The sequence below is a fragment of the Paenisporosarcina sp. TG20 genome, assembly GCF_000286315.1.
GTDB lineage: Bacteria > Bacillota > Bacilli > Bacillales_A > Planococcaceae > Paenisporosarcina.
Map to the genome: position 1 here is coordinate 1 of NZ_ALJG01000334.1, position 21,786 is coordinate 21,786.

Here is a 21,786-nt window from a genome sequence, read left to right on the forward strand (position 1 = left end):
TACTTGGGATGAAAGTTGGGTTAATAACGGGACAAAACGGTTATTTTCGGACATATTCTGTTTACACTATTTGCACATCGTGACACTACATGGTTTATTAGGTCATATGACTTCGCTTAGTGCTTCTGTAAGAAAGGATTTGCGACATTTTTATGATTCTTGTGATGATGATGGAAAGAAAATGTATCATCAAACGATTGAATTACTGTTAGAAAAAGGGCATTTCCAAAGAGACCCTAATTTTTATCCAGAAGCAAACCCTGAATTTGTTCAAGGTCAACAGTTTTTAGATGGCTTTTTTGGAGACCAACGCCCCTTAGCTGCAACCGAAATTATTGCTCTTTCATTTAATATGAAAAAGAAGGTAATGGAAAAAACTCTTTCCATTGGTTTTAGTCAAGTGGCACAATCAAAAGAGGTTAGAAAATTTTTAATGTCAGCACAGCAAGCATCGGACCAGCAGATTCAATCATTAGGTAAAATATTGCATCAAGATAATTTACCAATACCAATGTCTTGGGAAACAGAGGTGACAACTTCTCAAGATTCACCTTTTTCAGATAAATTGATGTTGTATCACATTGGATTCTTATTACAAGTTGCACAAGCTTATCATGGATCAGGATTAGCTTCAGCCATGCGAACAGACCTTGTAAAGACTTATGAGAAAATCATATTGAAAAACCTCATGGTTACAAAAGAGTGGTTCAATTTGATGACTAAAAATAAATGGTTAGAGCAACCACCACTTGCCCCAAATAGAAAAAAGATTGCAAAAGATAAATAATACTAAGCTGCTTATCACGTTTATATAATCATGTTTTTTTCACCGAAGAAGCCAAAATTGTTATGTGCCTCCGAAAATGTTACATATGCTAAATGAAGATAAATTAATGTTGTTCGGTTGTCGGCATTACCAAGAATTAATCGTAAAGTCTCTATGTCTCAATAAGTGAATGTAAAAGCGTCTTGTGATTCCCGCTTCAATTGCAAGTTACAGAAATCTCGAAGCAGATTATTGTTACCTACTTTCCTTCCTGAAAGTGAGAGGAAAATTAAATCATCAACTTCAGAATCAAACGATTCATTCTCAACAGTTAATTGCATTAACACGCGATATGTTTATTTGATAGCGGTATAGTGCGAGCTTTGCGTGATTTAGCGTTGCTTGAACGTATCACGATACTTTTGTTCGTGTGGTTATTATCTTGCGGACTTAACGTCAAAGATCGTTATACGACACATAGAATCTAAAAAAAGAGCTATTGGTCAGCAAACTAAATCAGAATAGCTCAATAATTGTAATTGCTACAACCAATGTATTATTTTATGTGACTGAAAGAATTGTTTCAATTCCTAATAGATGGGCGTATTTTGTTAACGTGTTTGGTTAGATAAGATTTAATGTGCAAGAAAAAAGAGTAACAGTGTTTATTCTAAGTCGTTCAGTTTTGGATCACTTATTCCGGAATAAACGGTCAAATCGAACCTGTTTTATTATCAAAATATACAGCCAAATATAACCCTAATTAGCACCTCATTTCGAGGTGCATTTATAATTAATAAGGATTTTGAAATTAAAAGAGAGTTTTCAAGAAACAATTGAAGGAGTACCTGATGTATATTTCATAAGAAAAAATGCTGTAGAACTAATTAAACTGTTAAAAGAAGTTTTAAGAAATAATGTTAAACAGCAGAAAGAAGGAGAGATATTTAGTAGAAATTTAATTCAACACGGTAACAGCAGACCAGATGAATGGTCAAAAGTTGAATTTTATCAAATACTTTTAATAATTGTGAATTTATGATGAATTTATTATTGAAGATCCCCTTTATCCACTTACCCAAGTCAATTTCCCCATACCATTGAATACGTTGAATACTATAAAAACTAACTGTATATAATGTTTCCACAAAGTTAGAAATCTGGTAGTTTTTTTATCATTACATACGTTAAATACGGTGGAAAAACATACTGTAGATAAAGGCAGATTAGTTCAACAACAGAGACTGTCAAATGATGAATTTAAAATTAACCACCAATATAGGACATGCCAATTTTTATCCTGCTTTTGGAGGTTTGTTCTGTGCGCTCATCAGAGTAGCGATCAGCACGTTGTTCCCAAACGCCGCTAATTGCATCTAATAGCTCATCATTGTCCAAGCCGTTTCGAATTAGCTTGCGTAGATCAAAGCCCGCTGTCGCAAACAAACACGTATAAAATTTTCCATCTGACGATAACCGCGCGCGAGTGCAAGATGAACAGAAAGATTCCGATACCGACGTGATAAACCCAACCTGTGTATCTCTACCTTCATAACGGTATCTTTTTGCTACTTCTCCGAAATAATCCTTGTCCACCGGTTCTAAGTTATAAGCAGATTGAAGTCTTTCGAGAATTTCTTTTTTCGTGACGACTTTTTTAAAGCTCCAGCCATTATCGTTGCCGACATCCATGAATTCGATAAAACGGAGCGTAATACCTCGTTCTTTGAAGTAGGATGCCATAGGCAGAATTTCGCAATCGTTTACGCCTTTTTGGACGACCATATTCACTTTGATTTCAAACCCGACTTCTATTGCATAATTAATCTGTTTTAAAATATGTACCGGGCTGACTCCACGTCCGTTCAGTTTGCCGAACAGCTCGGGATCTAGTGCATCCAAGCTGATGTTCAATCTTCTCAAGCCTGCATCATATAAAGGCTGCGCCAGATGTCCAAGTAACAGACCATTCGTTGTTAGTCCAATATCCTCCACCCCATCAACCGATAAGATTTTCTCCACAAGTTCTGGAAGACCGCGTCGCATGAGTGGCTCTCCACCGGTTAACCGGATTTTCTTGACTCCCAGTGAAACAAACAGCTTTGTCAACCGATGAATCTCCTCAAATGACAGCAAATCTTGTTTTGGCAAAAATACATAATCATCGCCGAAAACCTCTTTAGGCATACAATACGAACAACGGAAATTGCACCTGTCCGTTACAGAAATTCGTAAATCACGAATGGGTCTTCTAAGCTGGTCTTGTAGCGGATAGTCAGTCATGTTCATCACCCTCCCTTCTTATTAATCAGTTGTGTTAATGTTTCTGAAAATAGTTTTATCGTAATGAATTTGCTCTGAATCCACCCATTTGGTCTCCACTTTATCTAAAAACTTCATCACACTTAGTTGTTTATTTAGGACTTCTCGCTTCAAGTCCTTTTTCACACGATGATTCCAAATGCTGAACAACGGAATGTATTCTTCGCTTGTTCTTACAGCGGTCACATCATTTGTCCCTTCAGCCAATTGGATAAGTTCTGTAGTTTCTTTTTGACCGATAAACGGCATATCACACGGCAATACGAGATATTGATCGGCAGGACGCTCGGTCATTGCTGTATAAATACCTGCGAGTGGACCGAGTCCTGAAATTGTTGGAAGATCGATAATCACATCTAATTCATCGGGAAAAAGGGGAATCAGTTCTTCCCTTGTAACGACGACAACGTGATCACAGACAGCTTCTAGTGCGCGACGCACGTGCTCGTAAAAGAACTTGTCATTTATAGAGGCAAAAGCTTTTGGCGAACCGAAGCGCCGTGACATTCCCCCGGCGAGCAAGATTCCGATCGTCTCCATTAGCCGCCACTTACTGGTGGAATAAATGCTACCACGTCGCCACTTTCGATGACGTCTGATGGCAGTGCATATTCTTCGTTTACCGCAATTCGCGCAGAGCTATTTCGGATGCCAGGGTATTTCTCATCGGCCCACTTCCACAAATCTTCCACCGTTTGATTAGAAAAATTGACGCTCTCTTTTGGAATTCCTGTCAGAACTCGAATTCCAGCAAAATAATGCAATTCAATCATACGATTTCCTCCTTAGGCTTTTTCTTCTGATCACCTATCCACTCTTCACCGTCTTCCCAAATTTCCTTTTTCCATATCGGAACAATTTCCTTAATTCGTTCGATAGCGTATTCGTTTGCTTCATATGCAGTTTTGCGGTGAGGAGAAGAAACAGCTATTACAACAGCAATGTCACTGATCTGTAACTCCCCAATTCGATGAGCAATCGCAACACTTGTCCCTTCCCACTTGTCTTCGATTTCTCGTCCTATTTCTGCTAGCTTTTTCTCAGCCATTGGAACATATGCCTCGTACGCAAGATAAAGTGTCCGTACACCTTTCGTCCATTCGCGTACATGGCCGGTGAATAGTGTTACTGCGCCTGCTTCCGGTCGCAATACATAATCGGCGTAAAGTTGAGGGATAATTGGTTCCGTCACCACTTCAAATGCTTTCATTTGTTTCACCTTCCATCCATTTAGCAAACCACTTGTCAATGTCAATCAAACGACTTCGCTCTAAGGTATTTATTCCTTTGAGTTGCACGCCTTCATGGACGATGACCAGAGCGATATTATTAAGCTCCTGCAATGCTTCCCAATCTTGTTGTGATCGAACAAGTACCACTTTTTCAAGCGGGGCTTTTTTAAAGCCTTCGATAAGTAAGATGTCAGGTTTTATTTGGCACGACAGTTCGATAAGCTCCTCAAGATTACCTGTGTTGTTATGCATATGTATCTGTACAACGCCTTCGCCATATGCAAGGGAACTTTGTGCCCCATGATTAAAAAATTGCATGCTGTCTGTCTCTACAGGAGGCAAGTCAAGTGCACCACCGTGCCCGTGATGTTTAATGGTCGTAATCGTTTTGCCATTGTTATTCGCTAAGTCAAGAAACCGCGTTATTAACGTTGTTTTTCCGCTGTTCTTAAAACCGACCACTTGTAACATCTTTACAGTATCCATTTTCCGGTTCCTTCCTCTACACCAAGAAGTAGCACGTCGACTTTGTCGCCTACTTTGAAGCCTCTTGAGCCGCCGGGGAGGACAATGAGTGCATTGCTTCTAGCGATAGAAGAAACAGCGTTTGACTTATTAAATCCTGCAGGTCGTATTGAAGCTCCATCATATACAGCCCTTATAAACCGGCTGAACGGATTTGCTTTTGTGAAATCCTCTGCAAGAAATGCTGTTGTTTGAGGCAAGTATATTTTATCGGCACCCATCATTTTCAGTAGAGCAGGTCGTACGAACAATTCGAATCCGGTAAAACAAGCAGAAGGATTGCCAGAAAGTCCGAATAGATATCGCCCGTTTGCCACCGCTACTGTCGTCACACTTCCAGGACGCATTGCCACTTTATTAAATAGTACTTTCGCTCCCAAACGTTCATAAATGGCCGGCAGAAAGTCAAAATCTCCCACTGAAACACCGCCTGTTGTGATCAAGCAATCCGTTTCTTTCGCAGCTCTTTTCACAATTTCTAAACTTGATTCAAGATCATCTGCAGACAACCCATACATTTTGAAACAGATGCCCATTCGCGCTAGTTGTGCTGCAATCATCGGCCCGTTACTATTACGTATTTTGCCTGGTGCAAGTTGTTCGCTGACATCCAGTAGCTCTGTCCCAGTTGATAGGATTCCGACAACTGGTTGTTTTGCCACTCGGACCTTGTCATAACCAAACGTGGCAAGTAGTGCCACAGTTCCGGGATGAATCAAACTTCCGACTTCGATGATTTCTTCCCCTTCCTTCACGTCCTCACCTTGTAAAGATACATTTTCAAGCGCATCAAATGGCTTACGAATGATAAAGGAATCACCTGATTCTATGGTCTGCTCAAACATGACAATGGCATCTGCACCAGATGGAAGCGGTGCTCCTGTCATGATTCGAACTGCTTCATTTTTGGTTAGGGTTTTATTTGACACTATTCCAGCTCCTATATGATCAACGACACTGAATTCGATACGGTTGTCACCTGTGGCACTAGCAGTATCTACTGACCGAATGGCAAACCCATCATACGGGGAACGATCAAAATGTGGAACATCATGTTCCGCTATGATGGGTTCTGTAAGAATTCGTCCAAAGCTTTCAAAAAGATCCACTGTTTCTTCTCCTAGCGTTTGCGCATGGTCAATTACACGGTTAATTGCTTCTGCTACAGATATGGGTTTACGCTGTTCCATCATCGTCATCAACTCCTTAGTCAATCATGATATACTGAATTTATTCAATCCGGAAAGGATGATTCACTTGTCTGAACTTACTCATTTTAACGAACAAGGTCGTGCAAAAATGGTAGATGTGTCTGAAAAACATGATACGGTCCGAACCGCACGAGCAAAAACATCTATTCTGCTAAACGAAGCTATTTACCATCAGATTAAAGATGGTAGCAATAAAAAAGGAGATGTCTTTGCTGTTGCACAAGTTGCTGGCATCATGTCTGCCAAAAATACGGCTCAAATCATTCCGATGTGTCATCCCCTAGCACTTAGCGGGGTCGATATTAAATTTGAATGGAATGTCGATGAAGAAGCGTCACATTACGAAGTAATTTTGTACGCGGTTGTAAAAACGAAAGGTCCTACTGGCGTGGAAATGGAAGCCCTTACTGCCGCCTCCGCTGCCGCTCTCACAATTTACGATATGTGCAAAGCCTCTGGTAAAGAAATGGTGATTGGACCTACTATGTTGCTTGAAAAAACAGGCGGAAAATCTGGAGATTACATTCGAAGCTGACGATGCTTCGTTAGCTCAAATACAATATGCCGGATTTCCGGTAAAATAAGTCTCTCCATTGCAAGCTTCACTGCCCCGCGGGAACCTGGTAGGACAAAAATAGCTTTATTCGATGCAACTCCTGCCCCTGCGCGGCTAAGAAGTGCTTTTGACCCGATATCTTCTGTAAAGCTTAAGTAACGAAACATCTCGCCAAATCCAGGCATCTCTTTTTCGAAAAATGGCTGAACAGCCTCAAGTGTTACATCGCGTTTTGCAATCCCCGTGCCACCCGTCGTAATAATGGCATCTACACTTTCAATCTTAAGCCACACGGATAGAATTTCACGAATACTTTCAGAGTCATCTTTCCTCACTTCATATGCCACTACTTCTATTTCGTGATCGAGAGCGAGTTGATGCATAAGTGCTCCACTTTGATCGGTGTGCTTTGTCCGTGTATCACTTACCGTTAAAACAGCGATTCTAATCTGCCTATCTAATTGAAATGATTGCGACATTTGGGTAACTCCCTCTCGTATTTAACCGAATAACTGATGATAAAGTTTCCGACCTTCCGAAACATTTCGGATACCATAGATGAGAAGACGACCATTGCCGAACAGTACCATACGGTGATCGAAGATAAATAACTCGACAAAATAAGGTGTACGCTTCACAGGAACTTGCATGTGTCTGCCAATTGATTCTGCGTCGTCTAAGGTAATGGGACGTTGTGGATCAGGCAGTACTTGTACCGCATCTCGTCCGCACAGAACAGCATAGGAAGTGCTTTTTGTCGAATGTAGTGACGGGAATGTCGGCTGAACACCACATGTTTCACAGTGCTCATTTTGAATGCGGGAAATGCCGATATCCAACTGTGTATTTTCCCATAAGTTGAAGTGATGCACTTTTTTCCGCATAGCTTCCCTGTTTCCGCTTAACCACTTCATTGCCTCCGCACATTGAAAGGCAGCTGTGATCTGTACAGCAGGCGAAATGATACCTGCTGTGTCACACGTTTCATTGATAGCGGGAAGAACAGGAATTAAGCAACGAAAGCAAGCCGATTCACCTGGTACGAACGGAAAGATAACCCCTGAGCTTCCAACGCACGCGCCGTAAATCCAAGGTACTCTATGTTTCAAGGCTGCATCATTGATTAACAGTCGTGTTTCAAAGTTATCAGTTGCATCCATAATGAGTGTGCTAACGGCTGCAAGATTTTCGATGAGTTGTGCATCTAGAGTATCAAGATATGTGTATAACTGAACGTTATTACGTATTGCTTTCAGGCGTTTTTCTGCAGCAATCACTTTTGGTAACATGCTGGTTGCGTCGTCTTCTGTAAACAGTTGCTGTCTCTGTAAATTTGAAAGTTCTACATAATCACGGTCGACTAGGTGAATCTCACCAACCCCGGCACGAACTAGTGTTTCAACGATGGCGGAACCAAGGGCACCACAACCTATCACAGCTACAATAGCCGTCTCTATTTGCTTTTGTCCTTTATTACCTATGGGTTTGAATAATGTTTGTCTTGAATAGCGTTCATCCACTGAAAGTCACACCTTCCAATTAACTTAAGGGCTCTCGGTTAATTCCGACATTCTTTTTGTATGCTGTGTAGTAATGTCTGTGAACGTGCCAACATATCGGACATTTTCACCAGTCTCATCTTGCACTGCACTGATGTTTAGCCATTGCAGGTACTCTTCGCCACTCTTCTTCTTATTCCAAATTTCCCCTTGCCACATGCCATGTTTTTCAATGTCTTGCCACATGCCATAATAAAAGTCAGGAGATTGTCTTTCTGACTTCATCAAGTTAGGGTTCTTACCGATGACATCTTCTTCGTCAAAGCCAGTTAGTTTAGTAAAAGCAGGATTAACCTTTTTTATTATTCCAGTAACATCTGTCACTAGAATTCCTTGGCCGGTAGAATTAAATACCTCGGAAGCAAGTGTAAGACGGTCCTGATAAAACATCCATAATACTAAAACTAGACTTGCCAATGCTACTTGAGAAAGTAACATAAAACCAATTGAATATTGGCCGGTAATAGAGTAAATTACTGATAGCATAAGCGGTGGAAAGAAACCTCCAAGGCCGCCCATCATTGAAACAATCCCATTAGCGATTCCAGCCTGTTTGTTGAAATAGAGTGGCACCAACTTAAAGATGACCCCATTACCAATACCTGCGCTAATTGCAATGGCTAAACTGCCTACTGTATAAAGACCAATAGAAGGAGAGAATGCTAGAACAATTGCCGCAATGGTGTAAACAAAAAATGTTCCCATCAACAGTAATAACGGCTGTAGTTTATCTCCAAGCCACCCACCGACTGGACGTAGGAATGTGGCAACTGCAATGAACCCCGCAGTTCGCATTCCTGCATCTACTTTTTCCAACCCAAAATTCATCACAAGGAAGCTTGGTAGATAAATTGTAAATGCAACAAAGGAGCCAAAGGTAATGAAATAAAATAGCGAGAATAACCATAGTTTTTCATTTTTATAGACGCCTTTAATTTGTTCGAAAATTGGTGTTTTGACTTTTGTTTCATGTCGGTCGCCAAAGATGAAATTTAAGGCAACGAACACGAGTAAAAGGATTAAATATAACTTTACTGTTGCTGACCAGCCGATTTGAGTTGCAACTAATGGCGCCGAAAAAGTCGTAATGGCAGTACCAATATTACCTACTCCATAAATCCCATTGACAAGTCCATGCTTTTCCTTAGGATAATATTTCGGCAGTGAGGTTACCCCGACAGAGAACACAGCTCCACCAATTCCAAGGAACAACCCACCAATAATTAGATCCATTACCGAGGAAGCTTCACTTATGTAGAATACCGGGAACAAAAGGAGGATAAAACTGATTAAAAAAATAACACGTGCACCAAATACATTTGCATAATAGCCAAGCGGAATTCGTAAAATAGAGCCAAGTACGACCGGAATTGCTGTCAAGATTGCCAATCTTTCCGGTGGAATAGCGATGTCTTCACTGATAAATGGCATAAGGGAGGAAATGATCACCCACACCATAAATCCTACAACTAAATTCAACGTCTGAAGCGGCAACTGTACCTTCTTAATCATCCAACTCACCTTTTTCACGTGTTTTTCATTACAAATAATTAATATTGATTCCTTGTCTTTATTGTATCCTGTGAAACTATTCTTTTTAATAAGGGAGTCCCCTCACGTTGAAAAGGGAATCCCTTAAAATAAAAGCCCTCTTAAATAGTCCTGTTGATATACGCGAAAAAGCTATGCTTTCTTAGGGCGAGCGATCAGATCCCTCAGGCCAACAGGATGTTGGTCACGAAGGTGTTTCCACCTGTATCCCGCGGGTCTCGACTGTCTCGCTATCCCTCAGCAAAGACATTTGCCGGGCTGTATTCGACTAATGCCTTTGCGACGAGTAACCGCAGGAGCAGAGGTTTTTCAAGCGAGCTAGAAGGCTCTACCGGCGGAAGCGTCCGACTTGTTTCTTTTGTGCATCGCTGCGCTGGCTTCGAAACATAAAGAAAAAATAAAAAAACCACTTCACAAGGAAGCAGTTGGAATTATCTTATGTGATAAGTGTATTCATTTTTGCAAATAGTTTATCTTGATCTACCGCTTTCATAAGCTTTTCAGCCATTGGGAATAATACCGTTTCTTCTTTCACAAAATGGACAGTTAGTACTTCAAATGCTTCACCTGCATTTCCAGCCACTGTTTTAATATCCTCAAGTGAAAACATATCGATATTGTCACGCGTATGGTGGAAGAAATGACCGATATAGCCGTCGATTTCTTGATGTTCTTCTTGAATTCCTACGAGCGGTCCTTGTTCAAAGCCAATATAGGACCCAAGAGCCGGAAAGAAATGTTCTTCCTCTTTATCTGTATGGTTTTTTAACGGTTCAATAAATTGAAATAATAGTTGGCGCAGTTGTTTCAGTTTTTCACGACCGACTTCTAGACTCATATCGTCACTCTCGAACTGTAGGACGATTTCATGCCATTCTTCCATCAGATAGGATAAGTACCTATGCTCGTTTTCGAGCAGGCGCATACCTGGCTCGGTAAATCGCAGTTCTGCATGTTCTGCCAAAGGGAAATCCCTCCCAATTGTTATTTATAAAGTTATTTAAAAGTTTAGTAGTTTTTTCTTCAATGCGTATTCGACCAATTCCGGCCGGCTTTTCAGATTGAGTTTTCCCATAATCTTCGTTTTATGAGCTTCTACCGTCTTAACGGAAATGAAAAGTATTTGAGCAATTTCCTTGTTTCCATATCCTTTGGCAATCAGCGGCAAAACTTCAATTTCGCGCTTTGACAGCATTTCAAATGGATCCGACTCTTTAATCTTTTGATCCTTGTTGACGAACTCACGGACAAGGGAAGTTGCCATTTTAGGATGTATGTAAGTTCCACCGGTGTGGATTGTTCGGATAGCGAGCAGTAGTTCGTCATCTGGGGCGGTTTTCAGCATATAGCCAGACGCCCCGTTTTTCAAGACGTAAAACAAATACTCTTCATCATCGTGCATCGTCAGAATTAGGATTTTCGTGTTGGGGAAATCTTCTTTAATTTTCCCGGTTGCAATTAGCCCACTTTCCCCCGGTGGCATACTAAGATCTAATATAAGAATGTCTGGTTGGTGTTTGGCAACCATCCGATACGCTTCAATACCATCTGAAGCCAATGCAATCACTTCCATGTCCTCTTGGAAGTTCAAAATCATCGAAAATCCGCTTCGTACAATCGCATGATCGTCCGCTATAACAATTTTTATCATTAATTCATCCTTCCTTCCGCAAATCCCCTACTGGCACTTTCAAGCGCACTCTTGTTCCTTTACTGATACCCGATGTTACATCAAAATCTCCATACACAATTTCTGAACGCTCGCGCATTCCAAATAGGCCAAGCCCTGTTCCTAAAGGTTTATCTACAAGTTTAAAACCGATTCCTTCATCTTGCACAATCAATTGAAGTGTATTTCCTTCTTCAAATAGGAACACTTTTACTACTTCCACTTGTGCATATTTAATAGCGTTAAGCAAAGCTTCCTGGCAGACTCTATAAACGACCGTCTCAATTTCACTTCCATAACGCTTTTTTGATATATCCGATCTAAACTCTACAGATAAGCCGTAACTCTTCTCGATTCTTTTGAAATGGGAGCGAAATGCCGCTTCTAATCCCAAATCATCAAGCGCTGCTGGCCGAAGTTCAACTGATAAGTTCCGAATATCATCTAGAAGCCTTGTCATTGTCACTTCCGTCTGTTTCATTTTTTTCAGAATTTCCTCTTTAGAAGGCATGTACTTCATCCCGCGAATGTCCACTAAAGCACTCAGCAACTCTTGCGCTACGCCGTCATGCAATTCGCGCGAAATTCGTTTTCGCTCATTTTCTTGAGCTTCAATTACGTGCTTCATCATTCTATTTTGATACAGTCTTTCCTGTGTCTTGAACTGCTTTGTCATGTTCCTAAGCATAAACACGCGGACACCATTTTCGAAATCAACCGTATGAAAAGTGGCGGTGTAAGGTACAACCCCTTTGTCTTTTGTTTCCAAATATACTTGGAAAGAAGAAAAGTCATCCGGGTGAGAACTGCTTAGATAACAGTTGAGGCATGTATGGAGATCTGTATCACTCGTGTACCCTCTGCACGACTGGCAGAGGGCTTGTTCGGCTCCTTGCAAGAGCTGTTTCAGCACTTCAGGATCTACAATCTTTTCCGCTGCAGGATTTATGGCTATGGCCTTTCCTTCTATGTCAAAAAAGAAAATGGCTTCTGTGCTGTTTTCATACGTTTTCATCATTAAGGAATTCAATTGGTTTTTCTTTGTAGCCATCAACTAGCACCCATTCCTTCCCGTCCAGGTTTCCAATTCCCTGCTCAATCATTTCCAGCATGTGATGCAGTAACTTTTCCGTCATCATGCGATCTTCACGAAAGCCTCCAAGAAGCACACCCGCAACACGCCCTTCATGCCATAACGGTAGGGCACCGATACTTTCCAATTTTTCAAATGTCAAAATCGGATAATTAAACAAATTTTCATTTTCCACAGATTCAGAAATTGACTCTAGCAAAAGTGGTTTCCCCGTCTTGAAGACAATACCTGCCACTCCTCTTCCTGATTGAAGTACAATCTGTTTGAAGCGATTATTTAGATTCCCTGAAGCATATTTCCATTTCAGTTCAAATTGATTTTCCGCGTTGTCAACTAGCGCTACCGCTATTAAATCGCAACCAGTTGTGGAGCGGATTAATTCGATTTCCAATTGGTATTCATCTTTATTAGTCGTCACAATAATATCTCCTATTAAAAAAAGAGGTGAATACCTCTTTTCATTTTAGTTTGCTTTATGTTTCCTGTATAGGATATAACTTCTACCGACATAAATCAATGGAACGCTCCAGACATGTACGAGTCGTGTAAATGGCCAAAGTGCAAAAATAGCAAAACCAGCAAGTACATGAATTTTAAATGACATTGGCACCCCAGACATTAACGCAGGATCTGGACGTAGAAAGAACAAATCACGGAACCAAACCGAAATCGAAGAACGATAATCGAATTCAGGCTGAACAACATTTGTTACAAGTGTAGCGTACATTCCCATAACGACGATGAATAGAAGCAAGGAATTAACAACTAGATCGGAAGCTGAGCTTAACATCCGGACGCTTCGTATCGTAAAACGTCTAAATGTCAGGATGATCATTCCTAGAAGGGTCATAAAACCGAAAAATCCACCAACATAAATGGCCCCGATGTGATAAAGATGATCATTAACGCCGACTGCATGCATCCACGATTTCGGGATTCCAAGGCCTGAAACATGACCCAAAATAACTGGGATAATACCCAGATGAAAGAGAATACTGCCAATCATCAATTGTTTCTTTTCAATAAATTCACTTGATTTTGCTGTCCAGTGGAACTGGTCTGTCCGGTATCTGTATATATGACCGAAAATAAATATAGCCATACAAATGTAAGGGAATATAACCCATAAGAATTGGTTAACCATGTTGGGCTGGATCCCCCTGTTCTATACAAACCTTAAATGTTTCCCGCAGTCCCTTCACGAGATGAAAGTAAGGACTTTCTTGTTTTTTAAGTGAATTCAATAAATGGAAGGTTCCATCCTCAAGAACGGCAATTAACATCCCAAAACTTTCAGGTGCTCTCGGATCTCCAATCCATTCTGCCGCGTACAGAAACTCACACATAAGTGGAAGAAAATCCGATAACTCCTCCTCCGGCATTTCCAGACCGAACATCTCATACATGACTTTTAATTTAGCAAGCATTTGACCACGTTCTTTAGCGTCTTCAAATTTGAAGTATGTCATGAACAATGTACAATCTTTTTGGAAATCAAAGGTTTCAGTATACAGTTCTTTAATAACATCCAGATTTGGATTTTCAAATAAAGAAAAATACATTTTTACGTGTTCATAAGCTGGATGGGTCGAATCAAAAGTATCTTCAATTAGTGATGGGTGAAAGTTTAACTTTTTGGGATAAGAAAGCTGATGGGCAAAAAAACCGAATGAATGCTTATAATCATATAATTTTTCTAGATTAATCACGCCATATACCTCCGTAGAAATTTTCTTCATATATTTCTTTTCCTGTTTTCATAGCTGTTCCAGTTAGGCTTTGACCCGGGCTCGGACTCGCTGGCCCACAACCATCACATGATCCTCCTGTATCTCCTCCCATTCCTCCACTTTCATAACCTTCTGATCCTTGTGCACGGTAAGGATTATTCTGTCCTTCTTTATGTGATGTAGGAATGACGAACCGATCATTGTATTTAGCAATGGCGAGTAAGCGGTACATTTGTTCTGTTTGATGGGCTGTCATACCGATACGCTCCAAGCGGCTATTATCAAATTCTTTACCTGAAGATAATGCACGCATATAAGATCGCATCATCGCCATCCTTTGAAGAGATTTCTTGACAGTTTCTGTGTCTCCAGCCGTCAGCATGTTTGCAAGATACTGGATAGGTGTGCGCATTTCTTCAATCGCCGGGAAAATCATATCCGGATTTTTGATAGAATCTTTCCCTTCAAAATAGTTCATAATTGGGCTTAGAGGCGGCACATACCACACCATCGGCAACGTACGGTACTCAGGATGGAGCGGAAATGCCAATTGATGTTCAATCGCAAGTTTATATACTGGCGAGTTTTGTGCGGCTTCGATCCAATCTTCCGAGATGCCATCTTTCTTTGCTTGCTTAATCATTTCAGGATCATTTGGGTTTATGAATATGTCGCATTGTGCTTTGTAAAGATCTTTTTCATTTGGTGTAGAAGCTGCTTCTAAGACGCGGTCTGCATCGTACAAGAGAACACCGAGATAACGGATTCGTCCAGTACATGTTTCCGAACAGACAGTTGGCAGACCCGCTTCCACGCGAGGAAAGCAGAATGTGCATTTTTCAGCTTTATTTGTTTGCCAGTTGAAATAGACTTTCTTGTAAGGACAACCCGTCATACAATAGCGCCACCCTCGACAAGCTTCCTGATCAACGAGCACAATGCCATCCTCATCCCGTTTATACATTGCACCTGAAGGGCATGATGCTACACAGCTCGGATTGAGACAGTGTTCACAAAGTCTCGGCAGATAGATCATGAAAGATTTTTCAAAGTTGAATTTAATCTCTTCTTCGATTTTCTGGATGTTCGGATCAAGCGGACCAGTTATGTGCGCTCCGGCTAAATCATCTTCCCAGTTCGGACCCCATTCAAGGTCCATTTTTTCGCCAGTGATTACGGAATGCGCGCGCGCAACGGGTGAATGCTCTAGCTCACCTGCATTTGTTAAGTGTTCGTAATTATACGTCCAAGGTTCATAGTAATCTTTCATTTCTGGCATATCAGGATTATAGAAAATTTTCCCAAGAGCTACTTTTGATAATTTATTACCTGATTTTAGTTCCAGTTTCCCTTTTCGAAGTTGCCATCCACCTTTGTAGAGTTCTTGATCTTCCCAGCGTTTTGGATAACCTATACCAGGTTTTGTCTCTACATTGTTGAACCACATATATTCTGCACCTTTACGATTCGTCCAAGTAGTTTTACATGTTACGCTACAAGTATGGCAACCGATGCATTTATCCAAATTCATGACCATTGCAATTTGCGCTTTAATCTTCAAGCCAGTTGACCTCCTTCATTTTCCGTACTGCCACGTATTCATCACGCTGGTTACCAATCGGTCCATAATAATTGAATCCGTAACTGAGCTGAGCATAACCGCCGACCATCTGTGTCGGTTTAAGGTGGATTCGGGTTGGTGCGTTATGACTACCGCCACGTGTATCGGTAATCTCTGACCCGGGTACATTAATGTGTTTATCCTGAGCATGGTACATGAACATTGTTCCTCGGGGCATGCGATGACTTACAACAGCACGCGCTGTGACAACACCGTTGCGGTTATATACTTCCAACCAATCATTATCATTAATATTATGTGCGTCCGCATCTTCGTTGTTGAGCCAAACTGTTGGACCACCACGGAACAATGTCAACATATGTTGATTATCTTGGTAAGTAGAGTGAATGTTCCACTTGCCGTGTGGTGTTAAATACCGCAACACAAGTGAGTCCACTCCGCCTTTCACTTGCTTATCATTCGGACCGAAAACCATTGGTGGTAATGTTGGTTTATAAATAGGCAATGCTTCTCCGAACTGTTGGAAAATTTCATGATCAATATAGAAATGCTGTCTACCTGTTAATGTCCGGAACGGAACTAGACGTTCAATATTTGTAGTAAAAGGTGAGTAGCGACGCCCTAACTTGTTTGAACCACTAAATACTGGTGTTGGTATGACTTCACGCGGCTGTACTGTGATGCTTTCAAATGTGATTTTCTCTGCTGCTCGATCTGCTGAAATATCTCTCAGTTCAACACCTGTATCTTTTTCAGCTTCTGCATATGCTTTTTGAGATACTCGACCGTTAGTAGCAGACGATAGATTCAAGATAGCATCCGCTACTTGACGTGCTGTCTGAATTTTCGGTAAGCCGTTTTTAATTGTTTCATCAAAGAAAGTACCGTTAATTTTTTTAAGTTCTTCATATTCTTCGGCTACTGAGAAGCTGACACCGTGTGCGCCGGTTTTTCCGGTAGCTAAATTTGGTCCCAGCGTAATATACTTGTCATAAATTTGTGTATAGTCTCGTTCTACAATGCTGAAGTTCGGCATTGTTTTACCTGGGATGGCTTCGATTTCCCCTTTTGTCCAGTCTTTTACGAGGCCCATTGGCTGTGAAATTTCACTCACGGTATCATGTGCGAGCGGTGTAGTGACGACATCCTTGTAAACACCTGGCAGATGGGTTTTCGACATTTCCGAGAATTTTTCCGCCAGTTTCTTGTATATGTCCCAATCAGAGCGAGATTCCCATAGCGGATTGACCGCTGGATTGAACGGATGGACAAATGGATGCATATCAGTAGAAGACAAATCGGTTTTTTCATACCAAGTTGCTGCTGGCAGCACGATATCCGCATATATTGGTGTGGATGTCATACGGAAGTCGATTGCAACCATGAGATCGAGCTTTCCTTCCACATCTTCACGCCAAACGATTTCTTCTGGTTTTTCTTCTACATTTGGTGTGGCAAGAAGTCCGTCAGATGCTCCAAGTAAATGCTTCATGAAATACTCTTGCCCTTTTGCTGAACTTGAAATAAGATTCGAGCGCCAAATAAAGAGAGTACGCGGGAAGTTTTCAGGTGTGCCCGGGTCTTCGACAGAAAATTTAGCTTCACGTGATTTAACTTGTTCAACTGTATGCTTGATAATTTCTTCATTTGAATGTTTGCCTTGCTTCGCCGCTTCCTCTGCAAACAATAAGCTGTTTTTATCAAATTGAGGATAGGAAGGCAACCAGCCAAGACGAGCCGCTAGTACGTTATAATCAGCTGGATGCTGATAGCGAACATCACCTCCGAGTGGTGATTTAAGTGCATCTACACCACTTTCTTCATATCGCCACTGCTCTGTTGCAAAATAAAAGAAAGATGTAGCATTTTGCAGACGTGCTGGACCTTGCCAATCTTTTGCGAAAGCAATCGTCGACCATCCCTCAATTGGACGACATTTTTCCTGTCCGACGTAATGTGCCCAGCCTCCACCATTGACTCCTTGTGAAGCAGTCAGCATGACCAAATTCAAAATCGAACGGTAAATGGTGTCACTATTAAACCAGTGGTTGATTCCTGCACCCATGATAATCATGGAACGTCCACCTGTATCAATGGCATTTTGTGCAAATTCCCGTGCTATCTGAACAACGATTGATGCTTTTACGCTCGTCACTTTTTCTTGCCATGCCGGTGTGTAATGCGAGTTCTCATCATAGTAATCCTTTGCATTATACGGGCTGTCGATTCGAGCAATCCCATACTGGCTCATCATAAGGTCAAAGACAGTGGCCACAATACGTTCCGTTCCATCAGCAAGTGTCACTTTCTTCACCGGAATGATTCGTTTAAATATACCGTTCCCTGCATTATCAAAATATGGGAAGACTATTTCTACCCATTCTTCTCCATGTCCTTCTACACTGAGTGCTGGTTTGACTTGTGTACCGTCTTCACGCTCGAGAATCAAGTTCCACTTTTTGTCCTCTTCCCAGCGCTGTCCCATTGTGCCATTAGGAATCATCATTTCATTAGCTACTTCATCGAAAATGACAGGCTTCCACTCAGAATGCTGAGACGTGTCGCCTAAATCACTTGCCCGAAGGAAACGTCCGCCTTTTAAAGTATCTTCATGTGGATCAAGCAGAATCATGAATGGCATATCAGTGAATTGCTTAGCGTAATTAATGAACATCGGCTCTTGACGATCTTTATAAAATTCATCCAAGATTACATGCGTCATAGCTTGTGCTATTGCGGCATCGGTTCCAGGATGTGGTGCGAGCCAGTTATCAGCAAATTTTACATTTTCCGCAAAATCTGGCGCTATGGAAACGACTTTTGTTCCTTTATAACGGACTTCTGTCATGAAGTGTGCATCCGGTGTGCGCGTCATCGGCACGTTCGATCCCCACATAATTAAATAACCGGCATTATACCAATCCGAAGACTCCGGTACGTCTGTTTGTTCACCCCAAATTTGTGGAGAAGCGGGCGGAAGATCGGCATACCAGTCGTAAAAGCTCAGCATTTGTCCTCCCAACAGAGAGATAAAGCGAGCCCCTGAAGCATAGCTGACCATTGACATTGCTGGAATAGGTGTGAACCCGGCAATGCGATCAGGACCATATTTTTGAATCGTGTAAATTAATTGAGCTGCAATAAGTTGCAGTACATCGTCCCACTCTACGCGGACATGTCCGCCTTTTCCGCGAGCCGATTTGTAAAACTGGGCTTTTTCTGGATCTTCAACGATACTTCCCCAGGCTTCAACGGGATTCGGGTTAGCTTTAAGGGCTGCTTTCCACAAGCGCCATAGTTTTCCGCGCATGTATGGATATTTCACACGTAAGGGACTGTATTCATACCACGAAAAGGTTGCTCCTCGTGGACATCCACGCGGTTCAAATTCCGGCATGTCCGGACCACATGAAGGATAATCTATCTGCTGATTTTCCCAGGTGATGATTCCACTTTTCACAAACACTTTCCAACTACATGAACCTGTGCAGTTTACGCCATGTGTCGTGCGGACCACTTTATCGTGTGACCAGCGTTGTCGATACATATTTTCCCATTCTCTACTTTTTTCTTCTAGGATTGACCAGTTGCCTGAATAGCTCTCTATTGGTTTAAAAAAATTGAGATTAAATTTTTTCTTCATCTTTACTATCACTCCTTTTCAAAATGAAAGACATTAAGGGTAATAACTTAATTCATTCGTATAGATTCATTATGAAAGCCACTCAATCTAGTTCCCATTAGGGAATGTCCTATTGAACTACTAAAATTCCCTTGTTCCTAAAGATAATATGAAAAAATTCCCATTATTTATTAGGAAAGCTTAAGGTTGCAACTGTTCTGTCATCCTACCTTTTTCGATTCGTATACAACGTTTCGCGAGTTTTTGCGCATCTTCTATTCGATGTGTCACTAAAATGACTGGAATGCTCCACAGTTCGTGTATCCGCAACAGTTCAGATTGGCAGCGACTTCTTGTTTCATCATCAAGTGCTGAAAAGGGTTCATCCAAAAGTAGTAAATCTGGTTTGGCAGCAAGTGCTCGTGCAAGTGCCACTCGTTGCTTTTCACCACCCGAAATTTGGTGAGGATATTTTGATAAGAGCAAGGAAATGTCGAGAATTTTTGTCAGTTCACTTATATGCGCTATATCATTGTTCCGTGATGTAGCATATAGAATGTTTTGTTCAACAGAAAGATGAGGAAACAGTGCATAATCTTGAAACAAATAACCGACTCTCCGCTTTTGAATTTTTAAAGGTTTTTTACTTTCCTTATAAAAATCCGTGCCATGCAGGGATATCCCTCCTGCATCTGGTTGCATAATACCAGCGATGCAATTGAGTAAGGTTGTTTTTCCTGATCCGGATGATCCGACAACTGCTACTATTTCTTTCCCCATCTGAAACTGCATGTGCAATTCAAACTGCTCCAATTGTTTGCGGAAATCCACATTCAACATCCGCGTCACTCCCTTCCAATACGGTAAGCATTTTTTTTACGCCAGTAATTCACCCATGTTATGGCCGTGACACCTACTGCTGAAATTACGATGACCCAAAATATGGCTTTCTCCATCTCTCCCGCTTCATATGCAAAGTAAATGGCGAGTGGAACCGTTTCCGTTACTCCAGGAATATAACCCGCAATCATAAGTGTTGCTCCAAATTCACCAATGCCTCGCGCAAAGGAAAGAATCAAGCCCGCCAGTATACCCGACCAAGCAAGCGGGAACGTGATGGTCCGAAAAATACGCCACTCTGAAACTCCCATTGTCCGAGCAACGTTTTCCCAACGAGGATCTACTTTTTCAAAAGCAGCCATCACACTCTGATACATAAGTGGAAGTGACACAACAAATGAAGCGATTGCAGCACCAACCCATGAAAATACGATTCGAATGCCAAATAAATCCTCAAGCAGTTTACCGAAGGGACCATTCATGCCAAATAACACAATAAGTCCGAAACCAATAACAGTCGGGGGCAACACAAGTGGTAAGAGAATCAAAGCGTCGATGACACTTTTTCCAAAAAAATCGTATCGGCACATGAAACGAGCGAGAATGAGGCTTGTGAAAAATACAAGAATTGTTGAAATCGTTGCTACTTTCAGCGACAAGAAAAGGGGCGATAAATCGTACGCAATCATGAATTATCCCCCTTTAACCTTAATAAACCCGTATTGTTCAAGAATTTTCTGGCCTTCTTTTCCTGTTAAAAATGTCAAAAATGCTTCCGCCACTTCCCTGTTTTGGGATTTTCCAGCTATGCCTGCTGGATAAATAATTGGAAGCTTACTTTTAGGTAGTTCGCTGATAATTTTGATGTTTTGCGATACCTTGGTATCAGAGAAATAGATAATGCCAAGCCCAGCATTGCCACTCTCTATATATGTAAGCACCTGGCGTGCATCTTTGGCATATATCATTTTCCCTTTCAATGCTTCCCACAACGCAAGACTGTCGAGTGCTTGTTTTGTATATTCACCAAGTGGAACGCTTTCCGGTTCACCGATTGCGATGGTTTCATGAGTAGACAACAACAACTGAGAAAAATCATTACTTTCTGCGTGATTTAATGAAGCGAGCACGAGCCGATTTTCTGCAAAAGGTACGACAGTTTCTTGTATGATCAACCCGTCATCAGACAGTACATGCATATCTTTAAGGCTCGCAGACAGAAACACATCTACAGGTGCCCCTTGATGAATTTGGCTTCTTAATTTTCCTGATGAAGCAAAGTTAAACATCAATTTAGTGTTCGGTTGTACTTTGCCGAATTCAACTTCTATAGCTAACATAGCTTCTTTGAGACTGGACGCAGTTGAAATGACAAGTTCACTGTCACTATCTGTAGAAGGTTTCCCACAAGCTCCGAGTACGGCTAACATCAATATGAGAATCATATTTTTCATACATTATCTCCTTGGTCATTAAATGTAATGAGTCGCAATTCAGTCAATACACTTGACGTGAAAAGCGACTCCTA

General features: G+C 41.3%; 23 protein-coding genes. 3 read left to right on the plus strand and 20 right to left on the minus strand.

All coding sequences use genetic code 11. From position 1 onward, the window contains the following. Together B371_RS0114450 and B371_RS0114455 are read left to right on the plus strand one after the other, a co-directional pair. The coding region (locus B371_RS0114450) for a DUF3231 family protein (protein ID WP_019415023.1) at positions 1-787 on the plus strand (787 nt) is incomplete at its 5' end. A 784-nt stretch (positions 788-1,571) separates the two neighbouring features. Continuing rightward, entirely contained in the window at positions 1,572-1,808 is a 237-nt protein-coding gene (locus B371_RS0114455) for a hypothetical protein (protein WP_019415024.1), read from the plus strand. A gap of 224 nt (positions 1,809-2,032) precedes the next feature. Here the strand turns inward: B371_RS0114455 and moaA are convergent, their stop codons facing one another. The 6 genes from moaA to glp are packed head-to-tail and all read right to left on the minus strand — an operon-like array spanning position 2,033 to position 6,038. Further along, positions 2,033-3,049, minus strand: coding sequence for a GTP 3',8-cyclase MoaA (gene moaA / locus B371_RS0114460; RefSeq protein WP_019415025.1), 1,017 nt, complete (start codon positions 3,047-3,049; stop codon positions 2,033-2,035). A gap of 21 nt (positions 3,050-3,070) precedes the next feature. Next, positions 3,071-3,628 (minus strand): molybdenum cofactor guanylyltransferase, encoded by a 558-nt coding sequence (locus B371_RS0114465; protein ID WP_019415026.1) that lies wholly within the window; start codon positions 3,626-3,628, stop codon positions 3,071-3,073. Further along, on the minus strand, positions 3,628-3,861 hold the full coding sequence (locus tag B371_RS0114470) for a MoaD/ThiS family protein (protein ID WP_019415027.1): 234 nt from the start codon (positions 3,859-3,861) through the stop codon (positions 3,628-3,630). Before B371_RS0114470 ends, B371_RS0114465 begins: the two co-directional genes overlap by 1 nt. Further along, a complete protein-coding gene (locus B371_RS0114475; RefSeq protein ID WP_019415028.1) occupies positions 3,858-4,298 on the minus strand; it encodes a molybdenum cofactor biosynthesis protein MoaE in 441 nt (146 codons plus the stop codon). Before B371_RS0114475 ends, B371_RS0114470 begins: the two co-directional genes overlap by 4 nt. Then, entirely contained in the window at positions 4,285-4,806 is a 522-nt protein-coding gene (gene mobB, locus B371_RS0114480; RefSeq protein ID WP_019415029.1) for a molybdopterin-guanine dinucleotide biosynthesis protein B, read from the minus strand. Before mobB ends, B371_RS0114475 begins: the two co-directional genes overlap by 14 nt. Then, positions 4,794-6,038 carry a gephyrin-like molybdotransferase Glp gene (glp, locus tag B371_RS0114485; RefSeq protein ID WP_019415030.1) on the minus strand — a complete coding sequence of 415 codons (1,245 nt, stop codon included), beginning with the start codon at positions 6,036-6,038 and terminating at the stop codon, positions 4,794-4,796. The genes mobB and glp overlap by 13 nt, the downstream gene beginning before the upstream one ends. Before the next feature lie 64 nt (positions 6,039-6,102). Here glp and moaC point away from each other — a divergent pair, with 64 nt between their 5' ends. After that, positions 6,103-6,591 carry a cyclic pyranopterin monophosphate synthase MoaC gene (gene moaC, locus B371_RS0114490; RefSeq protein WP_019415031.1) on the plus strand — a complete coding sequence of 163 codons (489 nt, stop codon included), beginning with the start codon at positions 6,103-6,105 and terminating at the stop codon, positions 6,589-6,591. Here moaC and B371_RS0114495 read toward each other — a convergent pair. The 14 genes from B371_RS0114495 to modA form a co-directional block, all read right to left on the minus strand. Beyond that, entirely contained in the window at positions 6,576-7,091 is a 516-nt protein-coding gene (locus B371_RS0114495) for a molybdenum cofactor biosynthesis protein B (RefSeq protein ID WP_019415032.1), read from the minus strand. The genes moaC and B371_RS0114495 overlap by 16 nt on opposite strands. A gap of 21 nt (positions 7,092-7,112) precedes the next feature. Then, a complete protein-coding gene (locus B371_RS0114500; protein ID WP_019415033.1) occupies positions 7,113-8,132 on the minus strand; it encodes a ThiF family adenylyltransferase in 1,020 nt (339 codons plus the stop codon). A 24-nt stretch (positions 8,133-8,156) separates the two neighbouring features. Further along, positions 8,157-9,683, minus strand: coding sequence for a nitrate/nitrite transporter (locus tag B371_RS0114505; RefSeq protein ID WP_019415034.1), 1,527 nt, complete (start codon positions 9,681-9,683; stop codon positions 8,157-8,159). A 475-nt stretch (positions 9,684-10,158) separates the two neighbouring features. Then, the gene (locus tag B371_RS0114510) at positions 10,159-10,686 is read right to left on the minus strand and encodes a hemerythrin domain-containing protein (RefSeq protein ID WP_019415035.1); all 528 of its coding nucleotides are present in this window, start codon (positions 10,684-10,686) and stop codon (positions 10,159-10,161) included. Positions 10,687-10,722: 36 nt separating this feature from the next. Further along, positions 10,723-11,370: a response regulator transcription factor gene (locus B371_RS0114515; RefSeq protein WP_040681274.1), complete on the minus strand. Its 648-nt coding sequence runs from the start codon at positions 11,368-11,370 to the stop codon at positions 10,723-10,725. 7 nt (positions 11,371-11,377) lie between these two features. After that, positions 11,378-12,442: a sensor histidine kinase gene (locus tag B371_RS0114520; protein WP_019415037.1), complete on the minus strand. Its 1,065-nt coding sequence runs from the start codon at positions 12,440-12,442 to the stop codon at positions 11,378-11,380. Continuing rightward, positions 12,393-12,902 carry a GAF domain-containing protein gene (locus B371_RS0114525; protein ID WP_019415038.1) on the minus strand — a complete coding sequence of 170 codons (510 nt, stop codon included), beginning with the start codon at positions 12,900-12,902 and terminating at the stop codon, positions 12,393-12,395. Before B371_RS0114525 ends, B371_RS0114520 begins: the two co-directional genes overlap by 50 nt. A gap of 45 nt (positions 12,903-12,947) precedes the next feature. Further along, on the minus strand, positions 12,948-13,628 hold the full coding sequence (narI, locus tag B371_RS0114530) for a respiratory nitrate reductase subunit gamma (protein WP_019415039.1): 681 nt from the start codon (positions 13,626-13,628) through the stop codon (positions 12,948-12,950). Then, positions 13,621-14,193: a nitrate reductase molybdenum cofactor assembly chaperone gene (gene narJ / locus B371_RS0114535; protein WP_019415040.1), complete on the minus strand. Its 573-nt coding sequence runs from the start codon at positions 14,191-14,193 to the stop codon at positions 13,621-13,623. The genes narI and narJ overlap by 8 nt, the downstream gene beginning before the upstream one ends. After that, on the minus strand, positions 14,186-15,775 hold the full coding sequence (narH, locus tag B371_RS0114540) for a nitrate reductase subunit beta (RefSeq protein WP_019415041.1): 1,590 nt from the start codon (positions 15,773-15,775) through the stop codon (positions 14,186-14,188). The genes narJ and narH overlap by 8 nt, the downstream gene beginning before the upstream one ends. Further along, positions 15,765-19,439 carry a nitrate reductase subunit alpha gene (locus B371_RS0114545; RefSeq protein ID WP_019415042.1) on the minus strand — a complete coding sequence of 1,225 codons (3,675 nt, stop codon included), beginning with the start codon at positions 19,437-19,439 and terminating at the stop codon, positions 15,765-15,767. The genes narH and B371_RS0114545 overlap by 11 nt, the downstream gene beginning before the upstream one ends. A gap of 180 nt (positions 19,440-19,619) precedes the next feature. Further along, positions 19,620-20,258: an ATP-binding cassette domain-containing protein gene (locus B371_RS0114550; RefSeq protein ID WP_019415043.1), complete on the minus strand. Its 639-nt coding sequence runs from the start codon at positions 20,256-20,258 to the stop codon at positions 19,620-19,622. 5 nt (positions 20,259-20,263) lie between these two features. Further along, positions 20,264-20,947 carry a molybdate ABC transporter permease subunit gene (modB, locus tag B371_RS0114555; protein ID WP_019415044.1) on the minus strand — a complete coding sequence of 228 codons (684 nt, stop codon included), beginning with the start codon at positions 20,945-20,947 and terminating at the stop codon, positions 20,264-20,266. Positions 20,948-20,950: 3 nt separating this feature from the next. Continuing rightward, positions 20,951-21,712, minus strand: coding sequence for a molybdate ABC transporter substrate-binding protein (gene modA / locus B371_RS0114560; protein WP_019415045.1), 762 nt, complete (start codon positions 21,710-21,712; stop codon positions 20,951-20,953). Positions 21,713-21,786 lie beyond the last annotated feature (74 nt).